Genomic DNA, 23,538 nt, shown 5'->3' with positions numbered 1-23,538 from the left:
AGTGTTTTGATGCATGCGACGGACAGATCGTAGTGAATGCAGCCGGAGGAACAGCACCATACTTATACAGCCCTGACAACGGATTGAACTACTATGTTTCATCGACGCTTCAGAACTTGTGTGCAGGGAACGTGGATATCCAGATCAAGGATGACAACGATTGTTTCATCACAGCGGTTCAGGTTATCGGGCAGCCAACTCAGGTTACCCTGAATGCAGTTCCAACGGATGAGACTTGTGCGGCATCAAACGGACAGATTGCTATCACAGGAGCAGGTGGAACAGGTGCTTATACTTATAGTATTGATAACGGAACGACTTACGCAGCAGCATCCACTTATACCGGATTGCCTGCAGGAGTCTATGATGTGTTCATCGAGGATGCGAATGGCTGTGAGGCGAGTACTTCGGTTTCCATTTCCAACCAGGCTTCACCGATTATCATCGGGGCAGCAGTACAGAATGTAACTTGTAACGGTGCGTGTAACGGCCAATTGCAGGTAACAGTATCGGGTGGAACAGGAGCGATCACATACTCGATCGGGACACCACAGGCAGCTTCATTGATCACGAATATTTGTGCAGGAGCTTACACCCTGACAATCACGGATGCAAACGGATGTACGGATACGCAACCTGTAACAGTAACAGAACCGGCACCACTAACAGCAACTGTCACGCCAACTGCATTGACTTGCTTCAACAACAATACCGGGCAAATCACATTCAGTGCATCGGGTGGAACAGCACCTTATACATACAGTACCAATAACGGGGCAACGTTCTCAAACCAAACGACTGTTCAGTTCCTGAGTGCGGGAACATACAACACGGTTGTGAAGGATGCGAATAACTGTACGGTAAATACGACAGTTATTGTAACCCAACCGGCTCAGTTGGCAATTCAGAACATTGCAACAAACAATGCAAGCTGTCATGGAGTATGTGACGGAGATGCAACAGCGACAGTAACCGGTGGTACTACTCCTTATAGCTATGCATGGTCGAACGGTGCTACCGGTTCGAACACAACAAACGCACTTTGTGCAGCTTCCTACAGTTTGACTGTAACGGATAACAACAGCTGTACGGCTACTCAAAGCTTTAACATTACAGAACCGCCATTATTGGTGATTACAAGTACAAGTGCGACAGATGCTTTATGTAACGGAGATTGCAACGGTACGATTACAATTAATTCGAATTTGGCAACCGGATACAGCGTTGATAACGGTGCTACATTCCAGCCTTCCAATACATTCACAGGACTTTGTGCAAATACTTATACAATCCAGATCCAGGATGCAGCAGGATGTACTCAGTCAGGTACAATTACCGTGGGGCAACCACAACCATTGGTTCAGGGAGCTATTCCGGAAGACGGATTACTGATCTGTTATGACGGTTACGGTACTTTATCCGGTAATGCAACAGGAGGAACGGCGCCTTACTACTTTGTTTGGAACACGGGAGATACTACCCAATACTTAAATGTAAACCTGACTGCTCCGGCAACATTTACATGTACGGTTTATGATCAGAATGGATGTGTATCGAATGCACAAAGTGCAAACGTAACGGTAAGACCTCCGTTTGTTGCTTCAGTAACGACTCCTGTTTCGGCTTGTCCGGGACAACCGGTTACAATGACAGGTTCCGGAGTTGACGGATTGCCAGGATACACCTACGAATGGTTGACTCCGACTACGCACGATACCTTGTCAAACGGAACATCTTACACATATACTCCAAACGGATCAGAAACCGTATTGATGGTGGCTCATGATGAGTGTTACAGATACGATACTTTACCTGTCACAGTTCAGGTTTATGCATTACCTAGTGCGGAATTTTTGGTGTCACCGGCATCCGGTTGTTCACCGTTTTCGACTACATTTAGCTTCCCGCAGGCAACTTCAGGTTTGATTACCGCTGCAAGCTGGGATTTCGGGGATGGTTCAACTGGAAATGGTTTATCTGTTCCACACACGTATATTCCGGTCGGATGTTACGACGTAAGTGTTCAGATTACCACTACGGATGGTTGTATCACAGATACTACCCTGCAAAACATCGCGTGTGTGGTACCGGATCCGATTGCGAATTTCACGTGGGCACCGGTTCCGCCGACTACGATCAATTCGACGGTTCACTTCTATGATAACTCTGAAAATGCAGCATCTTATGCATGGGATTTCGGAGCTTACGGAACTTCAACCAATGAAAATCCGTCCATAAACTACGGTGACATTGAAGCCGGAAGTTACCAGGTTTGCCTGGAAGTTACTTCACCGGACGGATGTAAAAACGAGATTTGTAAACCGATTGTATTCATCGAAGAATTCCTGGTGTACGTACCGAATACATTTACTCCTGACGGAGATGAGTTCAACAACATCTTTAAACCGGTTGTTCCGGATGGAATGTCATTGGATGACTATACCTTTACGATCTACAACCGATGGGGTGAAGTACTGTTCGAATCACACGACGTGAACTTCGGGTGGGATGGAACTTACCACGATGCTCCGGTAAAAGAAGGGGTTTATACCTGGAGAATTGTTGCTAAAGGTGGTGGTGATAAAAAAGCACGTGAGTATGAAGGGCACGTGAATATGTTGAAATAATCAATAATGTTTCTATAGAAAAACGGGCGGCTGTCAGATGACAACCGCCCGTTTTGTTTGAAAGAGATTCGGAATATTAAAAGTCTGTAAAGTCAGCTGTCGGACCGTAACTCGGAGGAACAGGAATTCCAAGCAACCGGTAATTTACCCCCAATTGAGCACGGTGATGAACGGTTTGGTTGTGAGCAACACGTGCAACATCTTCCTTCGAACTCACAAAATGGATTTTTGAACCGGAACGCAAGGTCCATTCTTCATCGAATACGGAATCATCTGCGTTTTCCAAAGCATTCATTCCTTTGGCAACACATTCGTTGAAGTAGGTCATGGCTTCGTCTGTCGAATTCAATTGTTTGGGATCGTAAGGAGCTTTTTCAAAATCCAGTTCATCGGTAGTAACAGCCATTTCTGCCCAAAGAGGAAGTTCGATCACATGCAGGAAAATATCACCGATCTTCATGCTTTTTTCGTGTACCCGGTAATCCTTTTGATCAAAAGGGAAGGCTTGAATAAATTTCCGGGTAGTTTCAGCTTCTGCAGCCAATTGCGCTTGTAATTGCTCTTTTCTTGTCATGATTTCTAATTTTTATACAAAGAAAAGACCCGTCACTGACAACCCTATGGCAGTCTGTTTTTCAATTCAAAATAAAAATGCAAAAAGATAGAAATGTTCAAATGTTCAAATGTTCAAATGTTCAAATGTTCAAATGTTCAAATGTTCAAATGTTCAAATGTTCAAATGTTCAAATGTTTCATTCTTTAAACAACTTTGAACCTTCGAAGCTCGCAACGCTTATGCTGAAGCTTCAGCGAAGGCACAGAGCGAAGAAGATTTGAACCCTTTAAACTTGCTAATAATCCACCGGTAATTTATAAGCGCTCAATGGCATGTGTTCCGGAACTTCGAAAGGACAACTTGTTCTGTAAAGCTTTTCGATTCGTTCCACCTTAAAATCGCGGTAATCCTTGCGTAGTAAACAATAACCGATCAAGTGCCAGGAAAAAGCATAAAAAACCAAACCGATCGGTTCAATGGTTCGCTCCAGGCTTTCGTCTTTCAAGCTTCGATAAGTGATTTTAACCTGGTTGCGCTCGGTAATTGCATGCTGGATCTGGGCAAGGTATTCAAATTCAAAAGTAAGCCTTGAAGGAAGCTGAAGCTTGATACTTTCGTCCAGAATGGCCACTTTTTCTTTATCTATTTGTTTCAAAACAGCCTTAATCTTGGTCAGAGCGTTGTCGAATGTAGCTTGTACCGAACGGTCTCCGAATCCTCCGATCAGTGATTGGGACAGTAACAAGGCATTTGCTTCCTCCAGGGTAAAGGAAACAGGAGGAGTGAAGTAGCCCGGAATGATGAAATAACCCTTATTCGGTTCGAAACTGACCGGGATTCCTGCTTCGCCGATTGCCTTGATATCCCTGTAAACCGTACGTACGCTGATCTCAAATTTTTCAGAAATGCGCTCTGCACTCACATACTTGCGGGATTGAAGCAAGGTCACTATACCAAATAAACGGTCTACGCGATTCATCTTTTAGGAGGCAATACTTTTCCGGGGTTCAACAAATTTTTAGGATCAAATACCTGTTTGATTGCACGCATCAGATCGAGGCCGGTTTCGCTGAATGCCAAATCCATGTAGGGTGTTTGCACCAGCCCGATTCCGTGTTCTCCGGAAATGGTTCCTCCCAAACGAACAACCTCTGTAAACAATTCGCGGATGGCAACGGGAAGCTGGTTGTTCCAGGCATTATCATCCAGGTTGTCTTTGATAATGTTCACGTGAAGGTTCCCGTCGCCGGCATGACCGTAACAAACAGATTTGAAGCCGTATTTTTGTTCCAGTTCCTTTACTTTCTTCAGCAATTTCGGCAATTCGTTTCGCGGAACAACCGTATCTTCTTCTTTATAAACAGAATGAGTTTTCACACATTCCCCGATCTTTCTTCGTAAGCGCCAAAGGCTTTCTTTTTGGGCTTCAGTTTCTGCAAAAAGGATCTCATCAATGTCGAATTGCTCTACCAACTCCATAATCTTTTCGCACTCCTGCATCAGGATATCCGGATTGAAACCGTCCAACTCGATCAGCAAATGGGCGTCGTGATCGTCTTTGAGCAGGTTCGGGGCATCGTCTACATAAGGCGTGGTGAAAATAATGGCGTCCCGGTCCATGTATTCCAATCCGCTGGGAATGATTCCTGCCATGAATATCTTTCCGACGGCTTCACAGGCTTCAACCCCGCTTCTGAAAGGAACCAGCAACAACAAATTGTGCGTTGGATGCGGAATGAGGCGCAATACGATTTTTGTCACAACAGCCAAAGTTCCTTCGCTTCCCACAATCAGTTGAGTGAGGTTATAGCCGGTGGCATTTTTAATGACGTTTGCTCCGGTCCACAGGATATCTCCGTTCGGTAAAACAACTTCCAGGTTGAGTACCCAATCTTTCGTTACACCATATTTCACCGCTTTTGGACCACCCGAGTTCTCCGCAATATTTCCACCGATGAAGCACGAACCTTTGGAAGCGGGGTCCGGCGGATAAAACAATCCAACTGCTTTTACGGCATTCTGGAGTTCTTCCGTTACAATTCCCGGCTCAGTAATTACCTGGTGGTTCTTCTCATCGATGTGAAGAATCTTGTCCATGCGTTCCATGCTCAGCAATACTCCGCCGTAATTGGCAAGAGCTCCACCGCTCAGGCCGGTTCTCGCCCCGGATGGTGTTACGATCAGATCCTGCTCGTAGCAATACTTCATAATAGCAGAAACTTCTTCAACCGTTTCAGGTTTTACTACCACTGACGGATAGAACACAAAGTCTTCGGTGTGATCGGAAGCATATTTTTCATCGATTGCCGGGCCGGTGTGAACGCGGTCTGTGAGCAGATTTTTAAAAAAAAGGAGGTGTCTTTCCTCTAAGCCCTGTGTCATGGTGCAGATTTTTGGTAAAAGTAGCGAATTTGACTTGAGTTCGGGATGGATATCCGGTTTTTGAAAGCGGATTTATGAAATCGGATATTATTTCATGAAACGGACGCATTTTTTGCTTTTTAATGTGGAAAACCGCGGGTTATTTCTCAAAATCGTAGTAATTTTAAGTTTGTTCAATTTTTACCGGTTATGAATCAAATTGCTTGTCCGAATTGCGGGACTCACATCGATGTAAATGATATTTTGGCTCATCAGCTGGAAGAACAGATCCAGCGCAAATATCAGAACGAACTAAATGAGACGCGCAATGAATTTGCTAAAAAGCAGGATGCATTATTTCGTGAAAAAGAAGAGTTTGAGGAGAAAAAACGCCGTGAAAATGAACTTTTCCAGGAACGTTTCGAACAGAAGCTGAAGGAAGAACGCAAAAACCTGGAGGAAAAGCTGAAAACAAAATTGCTGCAGGAGCAGGGCGAACAGTTCGCAGACCTTCAGAAAGAATTGAACGAAAAATCCGAACAGATCAAAGAATTGAACCGTACCAAAGCTGAAATTGAAAAATTAAAGCGTGAAAAGGACGAGTTGAAGGAAGTGGTGGAAGCGGAATCCCAACGAAAATTAAATGCCCAGCTTCAGGAAGAAAAAGAGAAAATCCGCAAAACGGAAGAAGAACGTAATGAATTACGTGTCAGGGAATTGTTGAAACAATTGGAAGACCAGAAGAAGCTGACCGAAGAAATGAAGCGCAAGCAGGAACAGGGTTCGATGCAACTTCAGGGAGAAGTACAGGAATTAGCGATCGAGGAATGGTTGATGGCGAATTTCCCGATGGACACCATTGAAGAAATCCGGAAAGGAGCGAGGGGAGGAGATTGTATTCAAACGGTTCATACGCGTGTGCAGCAAAATTGCGGAACGATTTATTACGAATCCAAACGGGCAAAAGACTTCTCACCGTCCTGGATTGAAAAATTCAAAGCAGATATCCGCGATAAAGGTGCCGATATCGGTGTGCTGGTGACCGAAGTCATGCCTTCCGATATGCAGCGGATGGGAATGAGAGACGGTATCTGGGTTTGTACCTACGAAGAATTCAAAGGCTTGTGCTCGGTGTTGCGGGAAACAATCATCCAGATTAGCAGCACATTGGTTGCCCAGGAAAATAAAGGAGATAAAATGCATTTGCTCTATGATTTCCTCACGAGTTCAACGTTCCGGATGCAGGTGGAAGCCATTGTGGAAGGGTTTACTCAAATGAAGGCCGACCTTGAAAGCGAAAAGAGGTCTATGCAGCGTATCTGGAAACAACGCGAAAAACAAATTGAAAAAGTGATTGTCAACACCATTGATATGTACGGTTCGGTGAAAGGAATTGCCGGAAATGCCGTTCAGGAAGTAAGAGCCCTGGAATTACCGCATGCTCCCGATTTGGATGAGGAAGATTAACTGATTGAAAAAAACGACAGGAACTTTGACTCCGCTCAGTTACCTATTGTCAAGTTGACTGAGCGGAGCTGAAGGCAAAACTATACATGATGATCAAATTCGCATACTCTATTCTCTACGTTTCAGATGTTAAGAAAACAGCTGAGTTTTATTCCAAAACCTTTGGTTTTGAAGTCCGTTTCATTGCTCCGGGAGATGAGTACGCGGAATTAAGTACCGGAACAACAACCCTGTCTTTTGCTGCACTTCCTTTGGCAAAATCAAATTTGAGAGATGGGTTCCAGGAAAGTAGCCTCCAATCCAAACCGTTCGGGATGGAACTTGGATTTACAACAGTAGACGTTCCGGCTTTGGTAGAAAAAGCGCTTTCTAACGGAGCTACCTTGCTGGAAGAACCGAAAGAAAAGCCGTGGGGACAAGTAGTTGCTTACGTCCGGGACCTGGAAGGATTCCTGATTGAGATCTGCACTCCTATGGATTAAACCGGCAGGTAATTTAAAAAAAACTGTGGGGAGGCGATGCTTCGCGTTCCTGCCTGTTTTTTCGATATCTTAGCGCCGGAATGAATCAGCTAAAGAATCTATACAGCACTTTCAAATCAGTGCCCGAGAAATACCTAATCGTTTTTGTTTTTGCGGTTATTTATTGTCTGGTTTCATTGGTAAACCATTACCTATTCCGCACCTATGCGCTGGACCTGGGGCTTTATTCCAATGCTTTATACGATTATTCCCATTTTCAATGGAACGACAGTACCACATTTAAGCCAGAGCCTCAGAATCTGATGGGAGACCATTTTGATTTTTACCTCCTGCTGATTTCTCCTTTCGTTTGGATTTTCGGATCGTACACTTTATTGGTTTTCCAAATAGCAAGTGTATTATTCGGAGGGCTGGGAGTTTACCGGTATTTCAAATCGAACCGGGTTTTGGCCATGCTGGCCATGCTCTTTTTCTATTCTTTTTTTGGAGTCTTTCTGGCCTTGTCGTACGATTTTCATGACAGTGTAGTCATCGCGATGCTGGTTCCATGGTTGTTCGTTTTTACCAAAGAAAGAAAGATGAAGTGGGCTGCTTTTTTTGTGGTGTTGCTTTGGTTGGGTAAGGAAAGCAGTGGTTTGTGGATTGCATTCATTTGTTTCGGGCTGGCTTTATTGAATTGGAAAGAACGCAAATGGCGTTTCTTCCTGATCTTTTCGGGGTTCGCATCACTGGTTTATTTCGTGATCCTGATGAAATTTGTGATGCCGGCTCTGTCGCCAACCGGTGTATATCCGCATTTTGACTATTCCTCGTTGGGAAAAACAATGCCGGAGGCAATTACTCACTTGTTTATGCATCCGGTAGATTCCTTTCATTTAATGGTTTCAAATTTTTTCAGGCGATACGATGGCCGATAATACAAAATCGGACCTGATCAAATACCTCTTGTTTTCCGGAATGGGATTGCTGTTATTCAGGCCTGCTTATTTACTGATGCTGGTTCCGGTTTTTTTCCAGAAACTGTTTCACGATGTGCCTGCTATCTGGGGCGCGGGGTTTCATTATTGCATTGAATTTACGCCCATTTTTGCGATCGGTATTTTTGAAGTAATTGATAAACTCAAAAAAGAATCGTTTAAAAGAATAGCCGGTACAATCAACGTCGTGTTGGCTATGGTAATGACTCATAAACGGCTGAGCCATCCTTATTTCTATGCGCCGAATGTCACTATCAATTTTCTTTCAGGGAAACATTACCAAAAGGAATACGCAGTAAAGCCGGTGTACGAGGCTTTCAAACTGATACCGGAAGATGCGGTTGTTTCCTGTCAGTCAAACCTGGTACCGCATCTGGCAAACCGTGATTTTTGCTACATGTACCCGATTGTAAAAGATGCGGAATATGTCATGTTCTCTACAAAGGACGTGTGGTATCCTTTTTTCAGTGATTCGCTTTTCCAGGCAGAAATCGAGCATTTCAGACAATCTGCAGACTGGATCAAACTGGTAGACAACCAGGAAGTTTTATTGGTAAAACGCAAGTGATTCTTTCATAAAAACAGTAGGCGCGCGATTAATCGCGCGCCTACTGTTTTTTGCTTATCAGGATTAATTCCCTTTAATCTCAAACTCAGTCCGGCGGTTTTGTTGTTTCCCGTCCTCACTGTTGTTGGATGCAATCGGTTTGGAAGAACCGTAACCTTTAGCAGTCATTCTGCTGGCAGAAACTCCTTTTTGGGATAAGTAAGCTACAACCGCTTCTGCACGCTGCTGAGAAAGTGTTTCGTTCAAAGTTGCAGAACCGGTATTATCCGTGTGTCCTGAAATTTCGATCTTCAATCCCGGAACGTCTTTCATCAATTGAACCAATCGCTCCAACTCCGCGTTGGATTCCGGGCGAAGCGTTGCCTTGTTTACATCAAAGAAGATGTTGCGAAGTGCAATTTTTGATCCGATAGCGATGTTTTTCAATTCGATCACTTTATTGACCAGGTTGTCTGCCGATCCTTCCGGAATGTCAAAGTTCTCGGAGTGGAAGAGGTAGCCGGTTGCTTTTACTGCAATACCGTAGTTTTTCCCGGAGTTCAGCGTGATGATGAATTTACCGGTTGCCGAGTTGGTAGTGAATGTTTCGATCACTTTTCCGGTAGCGTTGTCGGTAATCTCAATCTGAGCTTCAACCGGTTTTCTGGAAATCGCATCAATCGTAATTCCCTTAAATACCGTCAAACTCTTTTTCTTCACCTCAACGGATTTCTCGATGTTATGATCTTTTACCGGCATCACCACACTTGCAAGCAAGTAATCTTCTGTCTCGGAAATCGGTTTTTTCTCCGGTCCCCAGAACGTTACTTTGTAAATATCGTATCCGCCTTTTCCGCCGGCTCTGTTGGAAGAGATATAAGCGAATTTCCCGTTTGCAGTAGAAGCAAAGAAGAAATCGTCATACGGGCTGTTGATCGGATATCCCATGTTTACAGGAGTTGTCCACTGACCCTGTACTTTCTTTGAAACGAAAATATCGTATCCACCCATTCCTTCGTGTCCCTCGGAAGCGATGAACATACTTTCCCCGTCAATGTGGATGTAGATCGGTCCGTCATTGAATTTGGAGTTTACACCCGTAAGCATCGTAGCGATCATGAAATCCTGTTTCATTTTATTCTGCATCCCCGAGAACATCACTTCGGCTCCCGTTTCACGCACTTCATTATCGCGGCTGAAGTAGATTTTCCACCCGTCTTCGTTGTAGGAAGCATAGCGTTCGTTGTTCTTATCCGTACTGATGAAAATACTCAGGATTTTAGGGTCCGACCACTCGTTTCCTTTCAGTTTGGACTCATAGATATCTGTCTGGCCTCCGGCATCGCGGTGCAACAGCATTTTAGTTCCGTCATACGACAAACAGTTGGAAATATCGTCATTGTTGGAGTTGATAGGTCCCTGCAATTTGGTGGGAGTAGACCAGTTTTCCAGCAAAGAGGAAGCGTAGATTTCGTAATCGTAAATTCCCAATGCATTCGGTTCATGGCTATTTGGCCTGTTAGAACTTAAGATCATTTCCGAACCATCCGTGGAAATAGATGGAGCGATCTCATCTCTGTCCGTATTCAATGACGGAACATTATCAACCCAGCAACGAACAGGAGCAGCTTCGAATTTCTTGGCTGTAAGGCATTGCTTCTGGCGTTGATTCAAGAACTTCATGAAGTTATCTGCCTTCTTGTATTCCGTTTCAAAGACCATGTAATATTTGGAAGCCTCATCGTACTTTCCTTCCAGCTGAGAAGTGTATCCCAGGTAGAAATTCAGGAAAGGATCACACTTCGGATCTAATTTTTGTGCTGTTTTGATGTATGGGATGGCCGCAACCGGGTTGGTGGAATTGGCATGGCAAACACCGATTTTGTAATTAAGCAAAGCATTGTTGGGATTGAATTTTTGTGCTTTTTCGTATTCTCTTAAAGCGCTTTTGAAATTCGTACCATAATCCTGCACAGCAAAAACGGCTTCCATTCCCACTTTGTAGAATTCATCGCCTTTTTCAATAGCAGTTGTTGCTGCTTTTAAACCTTCTTTATCATCTTTAAAACTGGCAGATTTAAAATCCACGTTTTGTCCGAATAGATTTGTCGTTAAACCAATAACGACTAGTGTCAATAATTTTTTCATCGTTTTGATTTTAGTTGCTGCAGTTTCCTGAATGACATGTTTTTCCTTCTGTAGATCCCAGATCACTTGCTTTTTTCCAATCGCTGCAAGCTTCCTCCATTTTACGGAGCATTTCGCGGGCCATTCCTCTGTTCACATAAGCGGAAGCATAATTCGGATCAATGTTGATCGCTTTTGTTGCCAGGTCTTCTGCTTTCTTGAAATCTTTACGCTTGAAATAAATTCCGGATAAATTGGATGCTGCCGGGGCATATTTCGGGTTGATTTGCATGGCTTTTTCAAAATCCTTGATCGCATCATCCAAACTTCCCTTCTCCAGCAAGGTCACTCCACGGTTGTTGTAAGCCAAAAAGAAATTGGCATCTACGGAGATTGCGCGGTTAAACGCGACCAATGCTCCGGCATAGTCCTTCATTTTCTTTTTGGTCGTTCCTACATTGTTCAATACGAAAGCCAGGTTCGGGTTTTTGCGTAGTGCGGCCTCGTAATCCTCAATTGCTTTCGGGTAGTTTTCCATCATCCGGTGACAGCTTCCGCGGTCGTTATAGGCCATCGGACTGTTAGGGTCCAATTCGATACTTTTGGTAAAGTATTTAATGGCAGCATTGTAATCTTGTTGCAAGAATTTTAAGGTTCCGTAGTTGTAGTACGCCTTTGGGTTATTTGCATCCAATTTGATGGATTCTTCGTAATCCTTTTCAGCCTTTAAATAATCCGAAAGGCCCTGGTATCCTCTTCCTCTCTGGAAATAAGCCTTGGAATATCCTTTCTGTTTTCCGATTAATGCAGTGAATGTCGTAACGGCATCCTGGTACATTTCTGCTTCATTTTCTGCCACACCTTTGTTGTAAAGAGCAGCGGTAAAATTCGGGTCCGAAGCAACTGATTTGTTAAATGAGACGATAGCCTCCTTGTAATTTTTTTGGTTGAAAAGCTCAATTCCTTTGTTGTAAGCTTCCTGGCTTGCAGCAATGGCTGCGTTACTCTGATTCAACTTGGTGATTGAATCACGGTACCTGAGTTCTGCCGGGGTCATACTTTCTACTTGTGAGAAAGAAATAAAACTACAGAATAGCATTCCAACCATCATCGGGACGGGTTTTTTCATAGCTTGTAATTTGGTTTAGGGTGTTGAATTTAATAAAAAAGATCCCCTCCCAAATCCAATACTTATCAACAGTACAGAAACCTTTTAACAGAAAACGAATGACAAAGAATATTCCGTAATTTCGTAAAGGAATAAATGAAAAGAAGTTAAACTAAGGATTTAATGACGACAAATAACGCATATATCGTGGCCGGTGTAAGAACGGCCATTGGAAATTTCGGAGGAACTTTAGCTCCGGTAAGAGCAGATGATTTAGCAGCACACGTTTTGGCGGAGTTGTTGAAAAAAGTACCGGGCCTCGATCCGAAAGCCATTGAAGATGTGATTTTGGGATGTGCCAACCAGGCCGGGGAAGATAACCGCAACGTGGCGCGTATGGCATTGCTTTTGGCAGGATACCCGATTTCAGTAGGTGGAGAAACCGTAAACCGTTTGTGTGCATCCGGAATGTCGGCGGCTGTGAATGCTGCAAGAGCGATCCAGGTGGGCGCCGGAGATATTTATGTTGCGGGTGGAATGGAACACATGACCCGCGGGCCGTGGGTATTGTCCAAATCTTCAACTCCTTTCGGAAGAGATCAGCAATTGTACGATTCTTCTTTCGGGTGGAGATTCATCAATCCGAAACTGGATGAACTTTACGGGACCGATCCGATGGGAATGACTGCCGAAAATCTGGCGGACTTGCACAACATTTCCCGCGAAGACCAGGATAAATTTGCAGTTTGGTCGCAGGAGAAAGCTTTTGCCGCTCAGCAGGCAGGAATTTTGGCCCAGGAAATTGTAGCGCTCTCCATTCCGAGAAAAAAACAAGACCCCTTGGTTTTCGATAAAGATGAATTTATGAGGCCGGGAACTACCCTGGAAACCTTAGGAGCTTTGAAACCGGCTTTCAAAAAGGATGGTTCGGTAACAGCAGGAAATGCTTCCGGGTTGAATGACGGAGCAGCAGCTTTGTTACTGGCGTCAGACAACGGATTGAAAGATCATAACCTGAAACCGGTTGCTCGAATCGTTTCTGCGGCAATATCTGGAGTTGAACCACGGATTATGGGAATCGGGCCGGTGGAAGCTTCCCGTAAAGCCCTGGAAAGAGCCGGACTCACGCTGGATCAAATGGATGTTCTGGAATTGAATGAAGCATTTGCTGCACAAGTACTGGCATGTACCCGTACAATGGGTCTGGATGACTTTGATCCGCGCATTAACCCGAACGGAGGAGCAATCGCACTCGGACACCCGCTTGGAATGTCCGGATCACGTATTTTACTGGCTGCTGCAAACCAATTACAGCGCACAGGAGGAAAATATGCGCTGGTGACGATGTGCATCGGGGTCGGACAAGGCTACGCGACTGTTATCGAGCGCGTTTAATTCCAACCAATGTTGAATTTTTGCATCTCTACCATACCATGAAAAAACTCCTCTTTGTATTACTTGGTCTCGGGCTTGCCGTTTCTTCCTGTAAGAAGCGCGATAAAGCTGTTTGGGATACGGACTGGCAAGTTCCGCTTGTTCACGATAGCCTGACATTGTCCAACCTGGTGGCAGATTCACTGCTGACCGTGGTGGGCGGCAATTATGTCCTGGATATCAACTCTTCGCTCTTTGAATTTAAATTGAGCGATTTTGTGGCACTTCCGGATACAACAGTGGAGAGTACATTCCCGATGGCACTGAATTTTGCGGCGGCACCGGGAACCAGTTTCACAAACGGAACAATCGAAGAACACCCGATGAATATTGGAGATGTTCAGTTGAAGAAAATCCGGGTAAAAGGCGGAGGAATAGAACTCAAAGTATACAATCCGATAGGAACGAAAACCTATTTTACGATCAAACTGCCCGGCGTTACAAAAAACGGGGCCGTATTGACCCAAAATTTTGTGGCTCCTGCCGGAACACAAAGCAATCCGGGAGTAGTTACCGGGCTGGTAGATCTGAGCGGGTATGAACTGGATCTGACCGGACAGTACGGACTTTCCTACAATCGTATTCAATCACTCCTCACCGTTACTTCCGATCCCGACGGGCCAACAGTCAATGTTACGACCTCGGATGTAATCAAGTTCAGATTCTCTATGAAAGATGTGGAACTGGATTATGCACGCGGCTATTTCGGAAGCCAGCTGGTGTCGGATACCGTTTATGCAACCATCGATGCGATGAATAACATTACCGACGGATTGCTGGATGTGGATGCAATGACTTTCGACCTGGCTATTGAGAACGGATTGAAAGTAAACGGGAAATTCAAGATCAATTCACTTAAAAACATCAACGCTGCAGGAAATACGGTTTCGCTGAACCATCCCAATATCGGTACCTGGAATACGATCAATGCAGCCACCGGATCGAATGTAAACAACATCGTTCCGAGCAATACAACCTTACATTTTACACCGGGGAACAGCAATTTTGAACAGTTCATTGAGAACCACGGAGCAAAAAATGAACTGAGCTTTCAGTTACAAATGAACCCGTGGGGAAATGTTTCCGGCGGTTGGGATGAAATTTACGATGAACACCCGCTGCGCGTGAAACTGAACGGCATGTTCCCGCTGAATGTCGGCCTGACGGATTTGATTTTCCAGGATACGTTTGCACTAAGCTTAGTCAACGACCCGACCAAAACGAATGTAAAATCGGGACAGATCTGGGTGAATGCCATGAATGCTTTCCCGTTTGAAGGAAGCCTGGAACTTTACCTGCTGGATGCCAATTACCAGACTATTGCCGTAGTTTCCGGAACAAGTGCTATTGAATCAAGCGTTTTCGGGTCGGTGGTGAACGGGATCATGCAAAAGAAAAGCCAGGTTTACTTCCCGGTTTCGGAATCCGTTTGTGATAACATCGCTTCGGTCAAACACTGTATGATCAAATTGAAACTGAATACCTACAATGCGGGCGGGGCCAACGTACAGGTTCCGATTCCTGCAAATGCATTCTTCAAGTTTAAACTGGGTGCGAATCTAACTCTTGAAAATCACCTGTAATGAAGAAACTACTTTTTGCATGCACGCTCTTATTTTTAGCAGGAAATTCCTTCGGTCAATCTACTTTCCCGGTTTTCAGGGATAGTTTGTTACACCGCAACCGGTTGCTTATCAACGGGAATTTCGATGTTACCGGAACTTCCATGCGGAAGGAATTCGTGAATACACTGGCTTTCGGCGGGTATATTGATCCGGAAATGAAAGACCGCACCTTGAAATCCACACGCGGGAATAACCGTATCGGAGCTTTTGCCTCCGGGGAAGTGACTTATGTTTCCGGTGTCTCAAGCTTATTTAAATCCGGGAAATATTCCTGGCTGGTGAAAGGAGGATATTACGCCATCGGGAATATCAATTATACCAAAGACGCTTTCAAATTGAGCTTCTACGGGAACAGCTACCTGGGAGCAGATACGGCGAATCTCACCGGAACACGTGTTTCGGGAATGCAGTTTCAGAAAGCCGGTTTCGGGTTTTACCACAAAAAAACAGGAAGTTCATTGACTTTAAACGTGGTGAATGTCCAAAACCAATTGGGCGGGTACATCCGCAAAGGACAATTCTCCCAGGATCCGAATATGGATTCTGTCAGCCTGCATTTAAATGGCGATATGACCTATTCCTCCGGGAAAGCATTCAGCAAAGGACTGGGGTTTGCCATTGATTTTGATTTTTACCTGAAAGTTCCGTGGCTGAAAGATTCGGCTACTTTCCAGTTTTCAGTACAGAATTTAGGAGCAGCCTATATGTTTGAGCCTCAAACCAGCTATTCTCCGGATTCGACTTACCATTACAGCGGATTTACCCTGGATCAGATCAAGAACAGCGGAAATTTGTTCGGAGATAATTTCTCCCTGCTCGATTCCCTGAACGTGGAAAAGAAACAGGTAAAACGTTGGGTGATGGTTCCCGCATATATTCAGATTATGAAATTGGTAGATGTATCTTCGGCTAAAAAACTGCAGAGTTTCTTCGGAATCCGCTTTTATCCCACAATCGGGATTGTGCCGACCGGGTTTGCAGGATTATTCTACCGGTTCGTGCCACGTGTTTCAGCATCGGCAAACGTTGCTTTCGGCGGGTCTTCTACCGTGCGTGGCGGATTGATGCTGGGTTATCACGGAAATAATGTAGGCATTCAATTAGGTACGGACGACATCTACGGCCTGGTATCTAAAAAAGGATTTGGTCAATCAGCAGTAATTCGTTTGTCATGGGTATTCTAAAATATATAATCGTTTCATTGGGTTTGATTTGCGCTTTGGAGTCAAACGGACAGATCGAATTTTACCACGTTTTCGGAGGTTCCGGATACGACAAAGCGGAAGGTGTAGCCCAGCTGCCGGACAGCAGTTATATCGTTACTGGATCTTCTTCCAGTTTTGAAGACGCGCCTTCGCAGGCATTTTTGATGAAGCTCGACAAGCAAGGCTTCCATGTCTGGTCAAAGGTTTACGGCGGACCGGAATTCGAAGAGGGCAGAAGAGTGATCCATGTTCCGAATTACGGGTATTACATCCTTGGAACCTCTTCCAGTAATTCAACGGATGGATTTGATGCTTACGTGGTGTTTACCGATCTTTCGGGGAATAAATTGTGGGAAAAATGGTACAACAACGGTGGTTGGGAACGCATTCACGACGCCATTTTATTGCCCGATACCAGTATGGTGATGCTCGGTGAAACGGATGCCAATCCGGAGCAAACTCCTGATCAGTATTTTGTACGCATTGACAAAGACGGGAACGAGATCTGGAATCAGCAGCAAGGAGGTGTCGGAGTGGATTACTTCAATAAAGCCGTAATGGTTACGGATACGACGTTCGCGATTGTCGGGACCGGTTATTTGGCAGATTCACTTAAATCGAAAGCATACATCGGGTATTACCACATAGATGGTTCCATGCTTTGGGACACTTTAACGGGAAGCAACGGGGAATATGTCCTGAATGACATTCAATTGGTATCCAATCAGCTGAAATGCGTGGGTGAAGGAACCAAAGTCGGGAAAACAGATACCGACAACTATCATATTTTCTTCACCACTTCCGGAAGCTACCTTTCAAACGATGACGGATATTCGCAATACCCGAGCCGTTATACCGGATTTGTGAACTACACGGCTCCTCCGGGTGATCGTTATTTTGTAGTAACGCAGGGAAATGATCCGCAGTATTCCTATGCCGGCGGAGAAGATTTTGTGATCAACTGTTTTTACCCGGCCTTTTTCTGGGCAGGTTACGGAGGCGGCTACAATGCTTTGGGCCAGGACCAGATGAACCAGATCATCCAAACCAATGACGGGTACGCGGTATTGGTCGGCTATCACTCAGACCCGGGTTTCAGTACCGGGGGAAGTTCCATGTTCATCGTGAAATTAGGAAATGACAATGCGTTTCCTCCGAATACAGCCCCAACCATTTACAGCATCCTGAGTGTCGAAGATCTGGAAAACAACCCGGATGTATCTATCTACCCGAATCCTTTTACGGAATCGATCCAGGTGGAAAGCACTGCTTCATTGGAAACGATCGAAATTTATGACCTGGCAGGAAAACAAGTATACAGTTCGTCTGTACCGGTTTCTTCCATCCAAACGGCTTCCTGGGAAAAAGGAACTTACATCATTCGTTGTCAGTCAAACGGTATCTGGCATTCGAAGAGGCTGGTGAAATTGTAAAATGTTCAGAAACTTTCCTTTTTTAGTTCTGCTGATTGTTTTTCTCCCGTTTTGCGGGTGTGAAACGAAGAAGAAAACACCGGAAATTAATAAAAGTGAACCGGAGGCAATTATTTATATCAATGATAAATTGCCACCTGATTCTGCATTTTTGAAGAAATCACATGTCCCGAAAGCTTATGGTAAAAAGCTCTTCTTCAAGGTTTTCATACAAGATTTCCCGGAATTTTGGGAAGCCTTCGGGAAAGCTTTGGAAGCTAAGGATTATACGCAGTTGGATTACTACATAACCGAAAAACTAGTTATTGAAGGACATGAAGACCACGATCCGAAATTTACATTGGCTGGGAGAAGGAGAATAGACAAAGTACTGGAAATCTATGAAACCGGCGGATTTTATGATCTGGAATCAGATAAATCACTTGGTAACGAAGAACTGTTCAAACGGAAAGCGGAAGAGAACCGGGATTATAAAAAAGGAGCCAATATGCAGTGGATTGAAGAATTTATTTTTGAGAACAAAGGATCCGGCTGGAAGTTGATTTCCGTATTTTGTGATACCAGGAACAACTAACTATTTATATACTTTTGAAACTTTATTTTTCGCTTTGCAAAACACACTCTTAACTCTCAGTGATTCGCTTCCATTGACCTGTTCCCGTTCCGGAACGTGCTGTCATGGGAATCTAGTGCGGCTCAATCCGTGGGAACTGATGCGTTTGGCCAGGGCGAAAGGAATGTCCCCGGAAGCATTCCGGGATCAATATACGCTGAATGCAGGTGCTGTTTTGCATTTCAACGGTTCACCCAATCACACTGGAAAATCTTCCTGCGGCTTGTACGAACCGGGAAAAGGATGCAGTGTACATCCGACACGGCCGTTGGCTTGCCGTTTATTTCCTCTCGGACGGCAAATTCAGAATGGATTAGCCCAATACATGCATGAAGGACCGTCATTTCCATGTTTGAAAGAATGCCCGGAAGTACTGCAATTGCCGGAACTAACGGTGCAGGAATATTTGGTCGGGCAGGAAACAGCGCTATTTGAACAGGCGCAGGATATTTACCTGGAAATGATGCAGAACCTGGCGGATATTTCCTTTGAATTGCTGCTGGATACCGGTTTGGCTGAATCGGGAGATACACAGGTACTGGCTTCCTGGAGAAAATCGGGAACATTGGACAGCACAGCATTGGTAAAAAAGCTTCCGGCCGAATGGCTGGATGTATTGATGGTTCCGTCTTCGGTAGAACAATCCGGAGAACTGATCCGTTTCGCGGAGGCACATCAGGAACTCCTGAACAGGAAAATCACGGAATTGTCGGATAGTTTAACAACCTTCGGTTCCATCCGTGAAGCAGCACAATGGATGATGTCACTGGCTTTATTTTTAGCTCACGCCATCGGCGCCGATGCCAGAGGTTTATCCGAACATTGGATAGAAATTGCCAAAAGCCACGGTGCGAAAGAGTAAAAACGTGCACGTGTTTTTCGTGAACCGAAGCCAATCTCACGAAGACTTTTGTTCATAGCAAGGGAACCTTTGTTAATATCACGAAGACCTTTGTTAATCTCGCGGAAACCTCTGTTAATATCACGGAGACTTTTGTCAATCTCCCGCGAATCTTTGTCAATCTCACAGAGACTTCTGTTAATCTCCCGGAAACTTTTGTCACTAGTTCCGAAACAGAAGTGATTCTTTAACCGACAGGAATCCATGTGAAACTTTTCGGGAATCCATTTAAAACGAACCGGATACGTTTGAAAGAGCCAGCCGTGTACAATTCGCAATTCAGAATCCGGTATTGGTAATTAGAATAAATTAACTTTTGGCGTAAAAATCGATTCAACCTTTTACCTATCTTTTCTCCTAAATAAATGAAACCACTCCATTACTAACCGGGTTTGTACCGTTACCATCACAATTTTTAAAACGATTGCCATGGAGAAGAAACAAACGCCAAAGATGAGCCGGAGAGAGCGCAAGAAAGCCATGACTCCGGAAGAACGTAAAAAAAGAAAAAGAAAACGCCGGATAATCTGGGGATCAATCATTTTGGTATTGGTCATTTTCAGACTGTTGCTGCCGTATATCGTGTTGAAATACGTCAACGGGAAACTGGAAAACCTGGAAGAGTATTACGGCCATGTGGATGACATTGACATTCATTTATATCGCGGTGCCTACGTGATTAAGGATATCCGTATTCTCAAACGGGTAGAGAAAAAAGGCAAAACCGGTGAAAAAGATACGATCCCGTTCTTCAAGTCTCCGTCTATTGATTTGTCCATTGAATGGAAGGCCATCTTCCATGGTGCCATTGTGGGGGAAATCAGTGTGGAAGAACCCGTTGTCAATTTCGTGAAAGACAAACACAAAGGGGAAGATGTGAAAGCCGATACAGCTGATTTCGCGCAATTGGTAGATGATTTGATGCCGGTGACCATTAACCGTTTCGATATCCATAACGGCCAGGTCCACTATCACGATTTAGGTGCAAAACCTAAATTGGATATCGCCATGAAGAACATCAATATCACCGCAACGAACCTCACGAATGTAACCGACAGTAAGGAATTGCTTCCGGCAACACTTACTGCCAGTGCAGAGGCTTACGAAGGAAAATTCGCCCTGAATGCGAAATTCGACGGACTGGCCAAGAAGCCTACCTTTGATATGAACGTTTCCATGAACAATTTGAACCTGGTGTTACTCAATGACATGCTCAGGGAATACGGAAACTTCGACGTCAAAAAAGGAACCTTCAGTATGTATGGTGAATTTGCCGCCAAACAAGGAAAATTCGGTGGTTACGTAAAACCATTCCTGAAAAACCTGGATATTGTTCAATGGAATAAGGAAGAAGGAGACTTCAAGCAAATTTTGTGGGAAACGCTGGTTGCCAGTGCAGCTGAAATCCTTCAGAACCAGAAAAAAGAACAATTGGCAACCAAAATCAATATCAACGGTACATTTGATAAAGTACATTTGAATACCTGGCGGGCAATTAGTTATGTTTTAAGGAATGCATTTTTACATGCTTTGAAACCTTCAGTTGATAATTCGATAAGTATTAATAACCTGAAGGAGGGAGGAAAGAAAACATTCCTCGAAAAAGTGTTCGGAGGTAATCCGGAGAAAAAAGAGGCACGTAAAGAAAAGAGAGAAGCACGAAAAGAAAAGCGGGAAGCTCGCAAAAACGAACGTAAAAAGAAATGATGACACTCAAACTTCGGCTTTGGCCTGTATTACTGATTTTGTTCCTTGGAGTAGCGGGGTATTTGACCTATCTCTTTATCCAGAAACAAAAAATGCTGAATTTACTGGTGCCGGAGGTAACGGAAATTACATTGATAAAGGCGGATATCCACCAGGATACCGCTTTTGTCGAAGTGAACACAATCGTGGTCAATAAAGCTCCTTACGAGATGAATATCGACAGCGTGATCTGCGATCTGGCGTTGGGGGGAACCTTACTGGTGTCGACCCGGAATTATGTGGGTTTGCACCAGAAAAGCGGTCAGGCTGATTCGGTGACTTTTTCGGTGAAAATACCGATCAGCCACACGCGCAACAAGATCATGAGTCTCCAGGGGAAAGATTCCACCGGGTTGAGTATCTCTGCGGTGATCGTTTATTCGGGAATGAAAGTACCTTTTATCAAAAGTCAAAAGATCGAAGTTCCTGTTCCGCCTCAATTCAAGCTGATCAAAACAGAGAAAAAAGTCAAATTGTTCAAAAAGGACATCGAAGCACAACTTTTCCTGGGGATTATCAACGAGGGAAAAAACCTATCGCTGGACCTGCATGATTTGCAGTATGAAATAAAAATAGGGGATGACCTGGCTTCCAGGGGGAAATTTCCGAGAGACTTTTCCCTGCGTCCGCAAAGCTCCCAGGTATTGAGGCTTCCGCTGAACCTGAAAATGAACCATCCGCTGGAAACGATCTTTAAGGTAATCGGGGATAAAGACCGCGTAACGTTCCGAATCAAACTCAGTGGTTACCTGGATGTAGGAAAGATGAAACGGATACCTACTGTGATTTTTGCTTCCGGTAAAATGGAACTGGTGGATGAAGAGAAGAAAAAGGAGGATAAAAAACGCGAGAAAGAAAAGAAAAAAGAACGCCGTAAGGAAAAAAGGGAAGACAAAAAAGAAGCCCGCCTGGAAAAACGCGAAGAGCGGAAAGAAAAACGGGAAGACAAAAAACAATAAACATGTAGGCCCGCGATTAATCGCGGGCCTACATGTTTTACCAAATAAATGCTTCCTCCGTAAACCAATCACCGTGTACGCGAAGCGTCTGTTCGATCACATCCCTCACACATCCTTTTCCACCGAAATAGGGCGACTGATAATGAGAAATATGCTTGATCTCTATCGCTGCATCCTGCGGACAAGCAGCCATGCCAACGATTTGCATTACCTCGTAATCGGGAAGGTCATCTCCCATATACAATACTTCCTGATCCTTCAACTGATGTTTTTCCTTCATCTGCTGGTAAACCTGTGCTTTGTGCGAAGAACGCAAATGTACTTCCGTTACTCCCAAATGAATCAGGCTTGTTTTTACATCTTCCGAGTTTCCTCCGGTGATGATAAAAACTTTGTATCCTTTTTTGACTGCGTACTGAATAGCGTATCCGTCTTTGGAATTCAACCCGCGCAGGAGTTCTCCGTGATAAGGAAAAACCGTTCCGTCTGTCAAAACACCGTCAATATCAAAAATAAATGTCGAAATAGCGTTTAAGCGCTCCTTGTAGCTAATCATGCTGGTGGTGTTTGAGGATACTTTTAGTCAAGGTCTGGTAGATGTTTTTCTGGTCCGGTTCCAGCAATTGCAAATGTTTTTTGATCGTGCTTTGATCATTGCGCACTGCAGGGCCTGTTAAAATATCGTGCGGATGATTGGTTTGTATCTTCTCCATCGTCTGGTTGATCAATGGTTTCAGCCAATCGAACTGAATGTCGTGTTCCTCGCAATAATGCGCCGCAAGGTCGATGATGTGGTTCGTGAAGTTATTCGCAAATACAGCTGCAACGTGCAGGTACTGGCGTTTATCTTCCGAGAGCTCAATGGCATTTCCGCTGAATGTTTTTCCGAGTTTCAGCAAGAAAGATTTGAATGTCGGATCTGCAGTTTCAATAAAAAGCGGTAATCCCTTCCAGTTTATTTGCTGGTCGGCCTTAAAACTTTGCAGCGGATAAAAAGTACCTACCGGGTATTTGGTTTTCAAATGGTTCAGGTTCACGGTTCCCGAAACGGAAACCACCGGGGCGTATTTTGAAATAAGCTGCACCATCTCTGCCATCGTGTTGTCGTTCACAGCACAAAAAACAATGTCAAAATCAATGAATTCCTTGAAATCATTGGTGAACTGTACATCTTTCACATCCATGGGAATGGGCAAGTTGTTCCCCGAACGCGAATAAACGGTCAGGTTTGTTTGTCCCAATTCGATCAGGTGCTTGAGGAAATGAATTCCCACATTTCCCATTCCGACTATTCCGATTTTTAATTTTTGGCTCATGCTTCAAAGTTAAAATTTATTGATGAATGAGGAAATAAGAGTTAGGCGATTAAT

General features: G+C 44.3%; 20 protein-coding genes. 13 read left to right on the top strand and 7 right to left on the bottom strand.

From position 1 onward, the window contains the following. Positions 1-2,627 (top strand): PKD domain-containing protein (locus ABDW02_RS09155; protein WP_343634242.1); only part of this gene is annotated, 2,627 nt, incomplete at its 5' end. A gap of 76 nt (positions 2,628-2,703) precedes the next feature. Here the strand turns inward: ABDW02_RS09155 and ABDW02_RS09150 are convergent. The 3 genes from ABDW02_RS09150 to ABDW02_RS09140 all read right to left on the bottom strand — a co-directional run bounded on the left by ABDW02_RS09150 (position 2,704) and on the right by ABDW02_RS09140 (position 5,565). Continuing rightward, complete coding sequence (locus ABDW02_RS09150; protein WP_343634241.1) at positions 2,704-3,201, bottom strand: DinB family protein; 498 nt, start codon at positions 3,199-3,201, stop codon at positions 2,704-2,706. A gap of 277 nt (positions 3,202-3,478) precedes the next feature. Next, positions 3,479-4,162 (bottom strand): YafY family protein, encoded by a 684-nt coding sequence (locus ABDW02_RS09145; RefSeq protein ID WP_343634240.1) that lies wholly within the window; start codon positions 4,160-4,162, stop codon positions 3,479-3,481. Then, on the bottom strand, positions 4,159-5,565 hold the full coding sequence (locus ABDW02_RS09140; RefSeq protein ID WP_343634239.1) for an FAD-linked oxidase C-terminal domain-containing protein: 1,407 nt from the start codon (positions 5,563-5,565) through the stop codon (positions 4,159-4,161). Before ABDW02_RS09140 ends, ABDW02_RS09145 begins: the two co-directional genes overlap by 4 nt. A gap of 189 nt (positions 5,566-5,754) precedes the next feature. Between ABDW02_RS09140 and ABDW02_RS09135 the strand changes: the two genes are divergently transcribed. The 4 genes from ABDW02_RS09135 to ABDW02_RS09120 all read left to right on the top strand — a co-directional run bounded on the left by ABDW02_RS09135 (position 5,755) and on the right by ABDW02_RS09120 (position 9,038). Continuing rightward, on the top strand, positions 5,755-7,011 hold the full coding sequence (locus ABDW02_RS09135) for a DUF2130 domain-containing protein (protein ID WP_343634238.1): 1,257 nt from the start codon (positions 5,755-5,757) through the stop codon (positions 7,009-7,011). Positions 7,012-7,100: 89 nt separating this feature from the next. Beyond that, positions 7,101-7,493: a VOC family protein gene (locus ABDW02_RS09130; RefSeq protein ID WP_343634237.1), complete on the top strand. Its 393-nt coding sequence runs from the start codon at positions 7,101-7,103 to the stop codon at positions 7,491-7,493. 80 nt (positions 7,494-7,573) lie between these two features. Further along, a complete protein-coding gene (locus ABDW02_RS09125; protein ID WP_343634236.1) occupies positions 7,574-8,410 on the top strand; it encodes a DUF2079 domain-containing protein in 837 nt (278 codons plus the stop codon). Beyond that, positions 8,400-9,038: a DUF2079 domain-containing protein gene (locus tag ABDW02_RS09120; RefSeq protein WP_343634235.1), complete on the top strand. Its 639-nt coding sequence runs from the start codon at positions 8,400-8,402 to the stop codon at positions 9,036-9,038. Before ABDW02_RS09125 ends, ABDW02_RS09120 begins: the two co-directional genes overlap by 11 nt. A gap of 63 nt (positions 9,039-9,101) precedes the next feature. Here ABDW02_RS09120 and ABDW02_RS09115 read toward each other — a convergent pair whose 3' ends face one another. Both ABDW02_RS09115 and ABDW02_RS09110 read right to left on the bottom strand, forming a co-directional pair. Beyond that, positions 9,102-11,165, bottom strand: coding sequence for an OmpA family protein (locus ABDW02_RS09115; protein ID WP_343634234.1), 2,064 nt, complete (start codon positions 11,163-11,165; stop codon positions 9,102-9,104). 10 nt (positions 11,166-11,175) lie between these two features. Next, positions 11,176-12,273 carry a tetratricopeptide repeat protein gene (locus tag ABDW02_RS09110; protein WP_343634233.1) on the bottom strand — a complete coding sequence of 366 codons (1,098 nt, stop codon included), beginning with the start codon at positions 12,271-12,273 and terminating at the stop codon, positions 11,176-11,178. Between the two features lie 162 nt (positions 12,274-12,435). On the opposite strand from ABDW02_RS09110, the gene ABDW02_RS09105 reads away from it, so the two are divergent. The 8 genes from ABDW02_RS09105 to ABDW02_RS09070 all read left to right on the top strand — a co-directional run bounded on the left by ABDW02_RS09105 (position 12,436) and on the right by ABDW02_RS09070 (position 22,168). Further along, complete coding sequence (locus ABDW02_RS09105; protein WP_343634232.1) at positions 12,436-13,647, top strand: acetyl-CoA C-acyltransferase; 1,212 nt, start codon at positions 12,436-12,438, stop codon at positions 13,645-13,647. Between the two features lie 38 nt (positions 13,648-13,685). After that, a complete protein-coding gene (locus tag ABDW02_RS09100; protein WP_343634231.1) occupies positions 13,686-15,269 on the top strand; it encodes a hypothetical protein in 1,584 nt (527 codons plus the stop codon). After that, positions 15,269-16,495 (top strand): hypothetical protein, encoded by a 1,227-nt coding sequence (locus ABDW02_RS09095; RefSeq protein WP_343634230.1) that lies wholly within the window; start codon positions 15,269-15,271, stop codon positions 16,493-16,495. The genes ABDW02_RS09100 and ABDW02_RS09095 overlap by 1 nt, the downstream gene beginning before the upstream one ends. Continuing rightward, positions 16,483-17,949 carry a T9SS type A sorting domain-containing protein gene (locus ABDW02_RS09090; protein WP_343634229.1) on the top strand — a complete coding sequence of 489 codons (1,467 nt, stop codon included), beginning with the start codon at positions 16,483-16,485 and terminating at the stop codon, positions 17,947-17,949. The genes ABDW02_RS09095 and ABDW02_RS09090 overlap by 13 nt, the downstream gene beginning before the upstream one ends. Position 17,950: 1 nt before the next feature. Then, positions 17,951-18,523, top strand: coding sequence for a hypothetical protein (locus ABDW02_RS09085; protein WP_343634228.1), 573 nt, complete (start codon positions 17,951-17,953; stop codon positions 18,521-18,523). Positions 18,524-18,557: 34 nt separating this feature from the next. After that, positions 18,558-19,424 (top strand): YkgJ family cysteine cluster protein, encoded by an 867-nt coding sequence (locus ABDW02_RS09080; protein ID WP_343634227.1) that lies wholly within the window; start codon positions 18,558-18,560, stop codon positions 19,422-19,424. 468 nt (positions 19,425-19,892) lie between these two features. Continuing rightward, on the top strand, positions 19,893-21,170 hold the full coding sequence (locus ABDW02_RS09075; RefSeq protein ID WP_343634226.1) for a DUF748 domain-containing protein: 1,278 nt from the start codon (positions 19,893-19,895) through the stop codon (positions 21,168-21,170). Then, positions 21,170-22,168 carry a hypothetical protein gene (locus ABDW02_RS09070; RefSeq protein WP_343634225.1) on the top strand — a complete coding sequence of 333 codons (999 nt, stop codon included), beginning with the start codon at positions 21,170-21,172 and terminating at the stop codon, positions 22,166-22,168. The genes ABDW02_RS09075 and ABDW02_RS09070 overlap by 1 nt, the downstream gene beginning before the upstream one ends. A gap of 37 nt (positions 22,169-22,205) precedes the next feature. On the opposite strand, the gene ABDW02_RS09065 is transcribed toward ABDW02_RS09070, so the two are convergent. Beyond that, complete coding sequence (locus ABDW02_RS09065; RefSeq protein ID WP_343634224.1) at positions 22,206-22,724, bottom strand: HAD hydrolase family protein; 519 nt, start codon at positions 22,722-22,724, stop codon at positions 22,206-22,208. Further along, positions 22,717-23,484, bottom strand: coding sequence for a Rossmann-like and DUF2520 domain-containing protein (locus ABDW02_RS09060; protein WP_343634223.1), 768 nt, complete (start codon positions 23,482-23,484; stop codon positions 22,717-22,719). Before ABDW02_RS09060 ends, ABDW02_RS09065 begins: the two co-directional genes overlap by 8 nt. Between the last annotated feature and the right edge of the window lie 54 nt (positions 23,485-23,538).

Origin of the sequence: Fluviicola sp., from assembly GCF_039596395.1 — a bacterium.
In the GTDB taxonomy this organism is placed as follows: Bacteria; Bacteroidota; Bacteroidia; order Flavobacteriales_D; family Crocinitomicaceae; genus Fluviicola.
This window is presented reverse-complemented; position numbering and strand designations above follow the sequence as displayed.